The sequence below is a fragment of the Deltaproteobacteria bacterium genome (assembly GCA_016875395.1).
Taxonomy (GTDB): domain Bacteria; phylum Myxococcota_A; class UBA9160; order UBA9160; family UBA6930; genus VGRF01.
In genome coordinates, this window is the sequence record VGRF01000052.1 from 1 (window position 1) to 10344 (window position 10344).

Here is a 10344-nt window from a genome sequence, read left to right on the forward strand (position 1 = left end):
AGGACTTGCCGCTCTCGGTGTCGATCGCGCGGATCCAGCCCTCCGCCTGCTTGGCGTGGCGGGTGCCCATCGCGCGCTGGAACCACTGGCGGGCTTCCTGCGGCTTCTTGAGGTTGTAGTACGACATTCCGAGGAGGATCTGCGCGTTGCCCGGGTCGCGCGCGTTGCCGGCCTCGAGCGCCTTGCGCAGCGCGTCGATCGCGCCGTTCCAATCCTCGCGCTGGACCTGCACCTCGCCGAGGCGGGCCCAGAGATCGCCCGAGCGCGATGCGTTCGCTGCGCTCTTGAGCGGGGCAACCGCCTTGTCCCACTCGCGCGCGGCGACCCAGCAGTTGCTGATCTTCTCGAACGTCTTCCCGCTGTTGCCGACCTTCGCCTGCTCCTTCGTGAGCATCGACGCGCAGCGGTAGGGGAGGTTATTGAACGCCATCAGGTCCGCGAGGCGCGTCAGGTCCGTCGCATCCGTGAGCAGACCCATGTGGTACGCGAGGTTCAGCGCGATCAGCGCGTCGTCGTACTTCTCCTGCGCGCCGAGCACCGCCGAGAGCTGCACCCAGTTCGCTTTCTTCGAGGGCTCCGCCGCCACGAGCTTGCGGACCATCGGCTCCGCCTTCGCGTACTGCTCGTTCTTCAGGTAGAGCGCGAGCACGAGCTGCAGCCAGCTCGGCTGCGGCTTCTCCGCCATCGCGATCGCCTTCTCGGCGGGCGGCAGCGCGCGCCGCTCATCGCCCATCTGGTAGTAGGCGACGGCGAGCATGTAGTACGCGTTGGAGTTGGGCTTCGGCGTCTTGGCGATCCACGACTCGAGCGCCGCCGCGCCTTCCTTCCACTTCTCCTCGGCGAGGTACAGCTGCGCGATGTTGAAGCTGACCTGATCGAGCTCGACCTCGTTCAAGCCTCCGCACGTGATCGCCTTGTTCAGTGCGCCGCGCGCGTCGTTGAACTTCTCCTGGGAGTTGTAGATCGCGGCGTAGAGCTGCTGAACGCGCGAGCACTCGTAGGGGCTGAGGCCGTCCTGCTTGATGGAGTCGAGCGATCCCTTCGCTGTCGTGTACTGCGGCGGGGTGGCATTCAGCGCGTCGATGGCCGCCTGCAGCTTCTTGCCCGTCTGCGCGTCGATCGAGTTGGCGGCAGCCGCCTTCTTCTTTGCCTCTTCCTCTTCCTTCTTGGACTGCGCCAGGACGGGCGCGGCCGAGAGGGCGAGGGCGATCAGGAGGAACCAAGCCGTTCGAATCAGGCGAGTCGATCGCATGGACTACCTCTCCATGTTGAAGCTGAGGCGAACGCGCACGCCGACGCGCTCGACCGCGACGCCTTCCTGCACCTTGGGGTTGTAACGCCAGCGTGCGATGGCCTTGAGCGCGGCTTCCTCGAAGTACCCCCTCGGGCTCGCGTCCACGACCTTGGCGTCACGCACGGTGCCGGCGGCGGTGATCGTGAACTGGACCAACACCCAGCCCTCGATACCGCGGCTCTGCGCGCGAGGCGGGTAGTCGGGGTTGATGCGGACCAGCGGCATGATGTCGCGATCGGAGCCGCCGACGTTCACCGTCATCTTGGTCATCGCGGCGCGCGCGTTGACCTCCGGCGTGAGCATCGCGACCGCGTCGGTGGAAGCCGAGGAGCTTGCGAAGTTCATCTTGGGGGCCTGAGGCGCGATGTCCGGGCGATCACGCTTCGCCTTCGACGCGCGGCGCGAAGCGGTCTCGGTGTCGCGCCGCAGGCGGGTGAACTCGACGCGCTTCGCGTCGGTCATCTCGAAGGCCTGGCTCTCGCCGGTGTGGATGAACACCCAGAGGAGCAAGAAGACGAGCGAGGTGAAGAAAGCTCCAGCGGCGAAAGTGGCCGGCGTGCGAAGGAAGGAGGGCATTTCACTCTGCTCCCGCGTCGTTGGCGGCGAGGTAGATCTCGCGGATGCCGCCGATCTTCACTTCGTCCATCACGCGCGCGACGATGCCGGCCTTCGAGTCTTTGTCCGCCACGATCACCACGGAGTCGTCGGGGCGTTCGACGGAGAGGCGCTCGATGATGGCGCGCATGCGCCGGAAGTCGACCTGCTGGCGGTCCATCCAGATATCGCCGTTCTCACGAATGGCGATCATGATGTTGCCGTTCTGCCGGTTCTCGGCGGTGAGCGCGTCCGGCTTCGTCACCGTGATGCCGGCTTCCTTCACGAACGAAGTCGTGATGATGAAGAAGATCAGCAGGTTGACCATGAAGTCCAGCATCGGCGCGAGGTCGATGCCGTGGTCTTCGCTCTCCGGCGCGTGTCTACGGATTTGCATCGAGAAGCCTCATTGGCCAGTCGTGAAGGTGATGTTGTCGACCTGAGCGAGGCGTGCAGCGTCGACCACGTCGATCACCGTACCGTGGGGCGCACTCTGGTCGGCGATGATGAGCACGCCGGCCTTCGGCTTCACCGCGTGCAGTCGTTCGACGTTCGCGCGCACGGCCCGGTTGTCCACCTCGCGGTTGTCCACCCAGATCGAGCCGTCCGCGAGGATCGAGATGGGAATGGACGCGTTCTCGGGACTCGAATCAGTCGTCATCTCGCCTTGCGGGCGATTGACCTCGAGCGCCACTTCCTTCACGAACACGGCCGTGATGATGAAGAAGATCAGGAGGTTGACGACGAAGTCGAGCATCGGCGCGAGGTCGATGCCGGTGGTCGACTCGTGCGTCTCTTCCTGGTGTCGTTTCATGCGCATGGTTAGAAGGTGAACCTATCCGCAAGGAGCTCGGTCTCTCGGCGAGCTCGGGTTCGGAAGTAGTACTGCGGGAAGAGACCGGTGATGCTGACGGCAAGGCCCGTCATGGTGCACACCATGGCTTCGGACACGCCGCTCGCCATAGTGCGCGCGTCCGCCGATCCACGCAGCGCCATCGAGTCGAACACCGCGAGCATGCCCGACACCGTCCCGATCAGGCCGAGAAGCGGGGCGAGCGGCACGAGCATGTTGAGCACGGGGAGGCTCGCGTTCATCGCGCCATTCAGCTGGGAGATCATCCCTCGCCGAACTTGGCGCGCTGCCCACGTGTTGTGCTCTTTCCGCGCAACCCACTTCGCGTGAAGCTCGTCTGCCAGCGCCGGGAGGCGGTTCCGGAAGAACCAATACCTCTCGGCGATGAGCATCCAGAGCAGCGCGCCGTTCAGGAAGATCAGCACCACGAAGGGCCCGCCTTCCGCGAACAACTCGCGAGTCGCCCGCACGAACGGAAGCAGGTTCAGGCTATCCACGTCGCTTCTCGAGGCTCTCCGCGAGGAGGCCCGTCGTTTGCTCGTCGAGGACCTGCACGATGCCCTTCGACATCGAGGTCAGGAACGCGTTGATGAAGAGCAGCGGAATCGCGATGCCGAGGCCTGCGACCGTCGCGATCATGGCTTGACCGATGCCGTTCGCCATGAGGCGCGGATCGCTTTGGCCCGTCTCCGTGATGGTCTGGAACGTGACGATCATGCCGACCACCGTTCCGACCAGGCCGAGCAGCGGACCTGCCGCGACGGCGAGTCGCAGGAACGCCTGGAAGCGCTCGAGCGTGGGCACCTCGCGCAGCACGGCTTCGGAGATGCGGAGCTCTGCGACCTCGGCATCTTCCTCGATGCGGTTCGGGTCGCCGCGGAAAGCCGAGAGCACGCGGCCCAGCGGATTGTCGTTCGACGGACTGGCTGTGTTCGCGAGCTGGCGCTGCACCTTGCTGCGCTCGCCGAGCAGGAAGACCGTCTGGTAGGCCGCCAGGACGAGACCGACGAAGCCGACGAACAAGATGAAGTACACGATCGGTTCCGACTCGATGAAGCGGTCCACCCAGCTCGGACGCTCCGTCACGAGCTCGAGGAGGACGCCGCGGGCAGGGTCGACGACCGCCTCGTTGTACTCATCGCCGCTCGCCCCAGCGAGGTCCTCAGCGAGACCCCGAGCACGGCCGGGGAGCTGGCGGGGAAGCACCTTGAGGGCGCCGTCGCGATACACGAGGTACTCGTCGCCCGCGGAAGCCGTGAATCCGCCGACGCGCACGACTTCCATCTGCGCGGAAGTGGCGTCGGGCTGCACGACCGAGGCGTTGTACTTCGCGACCTGACCGCTCGCGATCATCTCCTGAGTGATTTCGCTCCACATGCGCTCGAGCTCGGTGATGGACGGCAGCGACTTGGCATCCGCGATGCGCTTCAGGAACGCGACGCGGTCTTCCGTGCCCTCAGCGGCGGGGAACTGCGAGTTGATGAGCGAATCGCCGAGCGAGTTCGAGATCTCGCCTGCGATCTGGCGCGTCACTCCGAAGAGCTCGCCCAGGTTGCCCTGGCGCTGGCGAAGCAGCTCGTTGAGCTCGTTGATGCGGATCTCGTTCGCGTCGTACTGCGCGGAGAGCGACGACGAGGTCGCCTCCGCCCCAGCGCGCTTGCGCTCCGCCTCGGCCATCAGGCCGGCCTGACGATCGCGGGCGGCCTTGAACTCACGCTCGCGCTCCGCGTTGATGCGCTGCTCTTCCGCGCGCGAGTTCTGGACCTGCTTGAGAAGCTCGGCCAACGAGGTGGCCTGAGCGAAGGCGCCCGTCGCGAGCGTCTGCGTCGCGAGGACGACCGAGAGAGCGAGAATTCGAGCGCGCATTACGACTGCACCTCCGCGTGCGGCGCCGGCACCGGCACTTCGAGGAGGTCAGGGGCGCCGAGCTTCTTGGCGACCTTGATGGCCTTCAGCACCGCCTCCCGATAGTCGTTGTCCACCACCCACGAGCGCGTGTTCTGATTCCAGTAGCCCGTCTCGTTCAGATCCGGGGTCTGGTACATGAGCGACGCGCGGCCGAGGCGCACGAAGTCGACGGTCTTCTCAGCGCCGTCGGCCGTGAGCTTGCCCTGATACGTCTCGAGCGAGCGGCCGTAGTCGAGCTCGATCTGGTACGCCTCGAGGATGCGGCGGTACTTCTCGGAGATCGTCACGTCCGCGCGCGGCATGATCTCTTGGAGATTGCTGGCGCGGCGGTTGCGCTCTTCCGCGAGGAACGGCACGTCGAGCTTCACGAACTCGACCAGCTTGTCGACCATCTTCTGCATCAGCGGCTGGATCTCGCGCTGCGTCGTCTCGATCTCGACGAGCTGGCGCTGGATCGACGCCACTTCGTCGCCCTGCGACTTCACCTGGGTTCGCAGCTGCTCGTTGAAGCGCGTCAGGCTGTCGAAGTCGGCGAGCGCTTGGCGGTAGCGCCCCGCGGCATCGCTGGCCTGATCGTTCAGCGCACTCACGCGCTCTTGCGCGGAAGCGGCTTCGCGATCTGCGGCGGCTTGCGCCTGAATGATCGAGTCGAGCGACTGTGCGCTCGCTCCGGTCACCGCGGCCGTAGGCAGCGCGGCGAATGCGACGAAGGCCAAGGCCCTCGCGCGGTTGCGAGTGAGGAGCATCATTTGGGCGCGCTTCTCCTGGAAGGAAGGATTGGGGGACGTGCACAGCGGTGCCGACGGAAAAGCCGGCCCCGAGGTCGCGGAGGGTAAGCGCGGCGCAAATCGAGAGTCAAGCATGTCCGCGGTTCTAGAACAGAAATTGTTCGCCACAACGCGAGCTTCATCCGCGCTTCATGCTGCGGGCGGTGACTCGCTGCGCGCCTGAACGAAGTAGGGCAGCGAGATTTCGGACGAGAGCGCGCGAAACGCGACGCGAACACGCATGCCGATCGCAAGCTCGCTCGGATCGCACGCCACGTTCGCGAGCATCTCGAAGCCCTCATCGAGGGCGACGATCGCGACCACGTAGGGGGTTGCGAAGGATGGGTGCGGAGCGCGGTGCACGACCGTGAAGCTGTAGACCGCGCCTTCTCCTCGCGACGTGGTCCACTCGAGATCGCCCGTGTGGCACGTGGTGCACAGCGGCTGCGGAATGAAGGTGTAGGAGCGGCAGCTGCGACAGCGCTGCACGCGGAGCACGCCTGCGCGGCAGCCGTCCCAGTGCGGGCGGCTCAGCTCCGTCGGACGCGGGAGCGGGCGCTCGCTCACGCGCGCTCCTTCCCGAGCAGGAGCACGTCGCAGAACAGTGCGCCCGCGCCGCCGTTCGTCGCGATCGCGACCTCTGCGCCGCGCACCGTCAGCGCCGCCGGCAACTCCTCGCGAAGTTGCTGCGCCGCGGCGATCGGTTTCTGCAGCAGCTGCGCGAGGCCCGCGTGGCTGAACGAGAGCAGGCCGCCGTTGGTGGCGACCGGGAGCTCCCCGCCGACCGCGATCCGCCCGTCGCGCACGAATGCGCCTCCCTCGCCGCGCGCGCAGAACCCGAACGCTTCGAGCTGGCGGATCACCTCGAAGCTGAACGGGTCGTAGAGCTCCGCCACGTCGACGTCGCGCCGCGTCAGGCCGCACTGCCCGAACGCGAGCCGCGCGGCCCGCGCCCCGACGTCGCCGTAGCGGTCCCAGGTGGGCGGCGTCACATACGACATGCCGCAGCGATCGAGCGCGCCGCCGAGGAGCCAGATCGGGCGCACGGGCAGATCTCGGGCGCGCTCGGCGCTCGTCAGCACGAGCCCGGCGCCGCCTTCACTCGTCAGGGCGCAGTCGAGCAGCCGAAACGGCTCGGCGATCGGGCGCGAGGCGAGCACGTCCGCGCGGGTGACGTGCCGCCCATACATCACGGCATCCGGGTTCTGCGCGCCGTGATTCCGGATGGTTGCGGCGACTTCTGCGAGATCCTCCGCGCGCGTTCCGTACAAGTGCATGTGCCGGCGCGCGATCAGCGCGAACTCGGCGGCGGTGAAGAGCCCGAAGCACTCCGTGAACTCGTGGCTCGGCCGCGTCCACGGTGCCGTCTCCTCGCGATTCACGTACTCGCCGGCTTGTGCCGTCGCGATCAGCACCGTGTGGCACTGTCCCGACGCGATTGCGAGCGCCGCCTCGAGCACTGCGGGAATCCCGACGTCACCCGTGCCGGTCCACAGCGGCCGGCCGCCGAGCCACATCGCGGTCTCGCGCGGACGCCAGCGCGTGGAGGAGCTGCAGTGGATCCCGTCGACGTCCGCGAGCGTGAGACCGGCGGAGCGCACCGCCCCGCGCATTGCGTCGAGCAGCAGGTCGGTCTCTGGGACGTCGAGCCTCCGCCCCTGCTTCGTGTTGTAGGCGCCGACGATGGCGACGCCGTGCAGCGGGTTCGCCGGCATGCCGATCAGTGCGCGGTGCGGCTGAAGCGCGGCGCGTAGAATCCGTCGCGCAGCTCGCCGAACATCTCGCTGACCTGCGGGTGCGCCACCGGCCCGTTCTCGGCGTCGGGGAGCAGGTTCTGCTCGGAGACGTACGCGACGTAGGTGGTCTTCTCGTTCTCCGCGAGCAGGTGGTAGTAGGGCTGGTCCTTGCGCGGCCGCAGCGACTCGGGAATCGAGAGCCACCACTCCTCGGTGTTCGCGAACTCCGGGTCGACGTCGAAGATCACGCCGCGAAACGGGTGGATGCGGTGGCGCACGACCTGGCCGATGCGGAATCGCGCTTCGCGGAGCTCGCTCATGACGCGCGCGAGTGTGCGCTACTCCGCGTTCGCGATCACCACCTCGACGCGCCGATTGCGCGCGCGGCCTGCGGGGTCGTCGCCGCCGTCGGCCTTCCTCTCCTTCGCGAGCGGCCGGGTCTCACCGAGGCCCTGCGAAATGATTCGCTGAGCATCGATGCCCGACGCCGAGAGCGCATCCGCGACGCGGCGCGCGCGTCGCAAGGAGAGCTCGAAGTTGTACGCGTCCGTGCCGCGCGCGTCGGTGTGGCCCTCGCAGATCAGACGGTTCGCGGGCGCGAGGCGCTTCACGATCTCGGCGATCGTCGCGACCGCGGCAGCGCCCGCCGGCGTGAGCTCGGAGCTGTCGAAGTCGAAGAGCACGTCCGTCACGAGCACCGTGACGCCGCGGTCGTCGACGCGGGTCTCGAAGCCGCTGGCGCCGAGCGCGCTCGAAAGTTGCGCCTGTTTGCTCGTCGCGCAGCCCGCGGCGAGCGCGAGCAACGCGATCGCCAGCACCTTCCTACAGCTGCTCCTCATGCGTGCCTCCCTTGGCCGCAAGCTTGCCGAAGCTCGCGTGCGAATGAACCCTCGGCCGATGCTCACATCCGCCCCGCGACCGGTCGGTCTGATCCTGAACCCGATGTCGGGCCGCGACGTGCGCCGGCTGGTGGGCCGCGCGCAGACCGAGTCGCTCGAGGTGAAGCGCAGCCAGCTCGCGCGCGCGGTCGTGGGTGCCGCCGCCGCGGGGGCGACGCACTTCCACTTCGTGCGCGACGTGTTTCGCCTCGCCGAGCAGGCGCTCGAGTACCTCGCGCTCGACGGCGTGACGCTCGCGCAGCTCGACGTCGGCCCGATCACCACCACGCCCGCCGACACCGCCCGCGCCGTGCTCGCGATGCGCGACGCCGGCTGCGCCGCGCTGCTCGTGATGGGCGGCGACGGCACGAGCCGCATCGCAGCGAGCGCGTGGCCGGATGCGCCGCTCGTCGCGCTCTCGCTCGGCACGAACAACGTCTTCCCCGAGCGCGTCGAGGCGACGCTCGCCGGCGCCGCGGTCGGCCTCGTCGCAAGCGGCAAGCTCGCGCTCGAAGCAGTCGCGCAGCGCGCCAAGGTGGTGCGTGCGCGCTTCGCGGACGGCGCGGAGACGCTCGCGCTGATCGACGCGGTGCTCGTGGCGGACGATCACCCCGGCAGCTTGCTCCCGTTCGACGCGGGCAAGATTCGCCGCGCCGTGCTCTCGCGCGCCGAGCCGGACGCCGTTGGCATGTCGCCGCTCGGCGGCTTGTTATTGCCCACACGCAAGGAAGACGACGCCGGCGTGGACGTCGCCTGCTGCGCGCCGGGGCAGGGCGGCCGCGCGCTGCTCACGCCGATCTCGCCCGGCCTCTACCGCACCGCATTCGTCACGAACGCCAAGCGCGTCGCGCTCGGCGAGCCCGTGATCGTGGAAGGCCCCGGCATCCTCGAGTTCGACGGCGACCGCGAGCGCGTGCTCGCCCCCGGCGAACGCGCCGAGCTGCGCGTCGTGCGCGACGGCCCCTGGCAGATCGACGTGTCGCGCGCCCTGACGAGCGCCGCGCAGCGCGGGCTGTTCCTCGATCTCCCGCACTGGCACGACGAGGGGGATTCGGGGGAAGGACCGGGGTGTTGTTGAGGTCTCGTGAAGTGCGAGTCAGGTGAGCCGACGATCTCCAGCGCCCGTCGGCGATTCTTGGCGTTCCGGTCAGGCCGCCAGCTTGCTCACATCGATGCCGTACAGCTGCGCGGTGCTCGCGCCGAGAATCGCGGTCTTGTGCTCGCTTGTTAGGGACTTCGTGTGCTCGGCGAGCATCTCCTGGCTCCACGGCCACGTCGAGTCGCTGTGCGGGAAGTCGTTGGCCCAGAGCAGGTGCTTCCAGTTCATGTCGTTCGCGACTTTGAACGCCACCCAGTCGTCTTGGAACGTGGTGTAGATGTTCTCGCGGAAGTACTCGCTCGGGAGCTTCGAGAGCTGCTGGCCGGCGGGCAGCCAGTAGCGATGGCGCTTGTAGGCGTGGTCCATCCGGTACATGTAGTGAGGCACCCAGCCGGCGTCGGCCTCCGCGCACACCACATTCAGCGCGGGGTGGCGCTCGAACACGCCACCGAGCACGAGCGTTCCCATGATGTCCTGGCAGCCGCGCATGATGCTGAGAAAGCCGTTCATCTTCGGCCCGCGGGTCTCGTGGCGGAAGGCGTAGTTGCGGTCGGTGAGGATGTGGAACGAGAGCGGCAGCCCGAGCTCGATCGAGGCTTCCCAGAACGCGTCGTAGACGCGCGAGTCGTAGTCCTCGAGCGCGGGGTTGCCGGGCATCATCACGCCGCGGAGCCCTAATGACTTGATCTCGCGCAGCTCGCGAATGCCGTCTTCGGGCGTGCGCATCGCGAGCTGGCCGAGGCCGATCAGGCGCGCCGGGTGCTTCGAGCAGTACGAAGCGATCCAGCGGTTGTAGGCCGCGAAGCACGCGGTCTTGTAGTCGAAGTCGGCGTGGTTGCAGAGCACCATGCCCACGGTCGGGTAGATCACCTCGGCGTGAACGCCGTCCTTGTCCTGCTCCGCGAGGCGCGCGTTCGGATCCCAGCCGCCGGGGTGCATGTCGTAGAACTTCACGCCCGTGGTGCGGATCTTCTCGGGCGGCGTGCCCGCCGCGGCCACGAGGCCCATCGCGATCGGCGCGGGCATGCCGTCGACGAAGAACGCGTCGCCGAGCTTGTCGTTGTCGAAGCGCATCTTCGGCGCGCGGTCCTTCCACTTCGCCTCGATGTGGTCGACGTAAGTCTCGGGCGGCTCCGTGATGTGCGAGTCGGCGGAGATGACGATGTCGCGCATGCGCATGCTCCCGTGTGCGTTGCGCGCACGATACCGCCGCGC

The 10344-nt window shown here is 67.7% G+C and carries 13 protein-coding genes; 1 reads left to right on the top strand and 12 read right to left on the bottom strand.

All coding sequences use genetic code 11. The features are described 5' to 3' along the window. The 11 genes from FJ091_21485 to FJ091_21535 form a co-directional block, all read right to left on the bottom strand. Window positions 1–1252, bottom strand: a 1252-nt coding sequence (locus FJ091_21485) for a tetratricopeptide repeat protein (GenBank protein ID MBM4385927.1), incomplete at its 3' end; no start/stop codon positions are given. 3 nt (window positions 1253–1255) lie between these two features. Beyond that, window positions 1256–1870 carry a TonB family protein gene (locus FJ091_21490; protein ID MBM4385928.1) on the bottom strand — a complete coding sequence of 205 codons (615 nt, stop codon included), beginning with the start codon at window positions 1868–1870 and terminating at the stop codon, window positions 1256–1258. Window position 1871: 1 nt separating this feature from the next. After that, the gene (locus tag FJ091_21495) at window positions 1872–2285 is read right to left on the bottom strand and encodes a biopolymer transporter ExbD (GenBank protein ID MBM4385929.1); all 414 of its coding nucleotides are present in this window, start codon (window positions 2283–2285) and stop codon (window positions 1872–1874) included. A gap of 9 nt (window positions 2286–2294) precedes the next feature. Then, window positions 2295–2708 carry a biopolymer transporter ExbD gene (locus tag FJ091_21500; GenBank protein MBM4385930.1) on the bottom strand — a complete coding sequence of 138 codons (414 nt, stop codon included), beginning with the start codon at window positions 2706–2708 and terminating at the stop codon, window positions 2295–2297. Window positions 2709–2710: 2 nt separating this feature from the next. Beyond that, entirely contained in the window at window positions 2711–3238 is a 528-nt protein-coding gene (locus FJ091_21505) for a MotA/TolQ/ExbB proton channel family protein (GenBank protein MBM4385931.1), read from the bottom strand. Further along, a complete protein-coding gene (locus tag FJ091_21510) occupies window positions 3231–4607 on the bottom strand; it encodes a MotA/TolQ/ExbB proton channel family protein (protein MBM4385932.1) in 1377 nt (458 codons plus the stop codon). Before FJ091_21510 ends, FJ091_21505 begins: the two co-directional genes overlap by 8 nt. Further along, window positions 4607–5365 carry a DUF3450 domain-containing protein gene (locus FJ091_21515; protein MBM4385933.1) on the bottom strand — a complete coding sequence of 253 codons (759 nt, stop codon included), beginning with the start codon at window positions 5363–5365 and terminating at the stop codon, window positions 4607–4609. The genes FJ091_21510 and FJ091_21515 overlap by 1 nt, the downstream gene beginning before the upstream one ends. A 201-nt stretch (window positions 5366–5566) precedes the next feature. After that, window positions 5567–5983 carry a Zn-ribbon domain-containing OB-fold protein gene (locus FJ091_21520; GenBank protein ID MBM4385934.1) on the bottom strand — a complete coding sequence of 139 codons (417 nt, stop codon included), beginning with the start codon at window positions 5981–5983 and terminating at the stop codon, window positions 5567–5569. Further along, window positions 5980–7131: a thiolase family protein gene (locus FJ091_21525; protein ID MBM4385935.1), complete on the bottom strand. Its 1152-nt coding sequence runs from the start codon at window positions 7129–7131 to the stop codon at window positions 5980–5982. Before FJ091_21525 ends, FJ091_21520 begins: the two co-directional genes overlap by 4 nt. A gap of 5 nt (window positions 7132–7136) precedes the next feature. Continuing rightward, on the bottom strand, window positions 7137–7472 hold the full coding sequence (gene hspQ, locus FJ091_21530) for a heat shock protein HspQ (GenBank protein ID MBM4385936.1): 336 nt from the start codon (window positions 7470–7472) through the stop codon (window positions 7137–7139). Window positions 7473–7490: 18 nt separating this feature from the next. Next, window positions 7491–7991: an OmpA family protein gene (locus tag FJ091_21535; GenBank protein MBM4385937.1), complete on the bottom strand. Its 501-nt coding sequence runs from the start codon at window positions 7989–7991 to the stop codon at window positions 7491–7493. A 58-nt stretch (window positions 7992–8049) separates the two neighbouring features. Between FJ091_21535 and FJ091_21540 the strand changes: the two genes are divergently transcribed. Further along, window positions 8050–9108 (top strand): NAD(+)/NADH kinase, encoded by a 1059-nt coding sequence (locus FJ091_21540; protein ID MBM4385938.1) that lies wholly within the window; start codon window positions 8050–8052, stop codon window positions 9106–9108. Between the two features lie 69 nt (window positions 9109–9177). Here FJ091_21540 and FJ091_21545 read toward each other — a convergent pair whose 3' ends face one another. Further along, on the bottom strand, window positions 9178–10302 hold the full coding sequence (locus FJ091_21545) for an amidohydrolase family protein (protein MBM4385939.1): 1125 nt from the start codon (window positions 10300–10302) through the stop codon (window positions 9178–9180). Window positions 10303–10344: the final 42 nt, after the last annotated feature.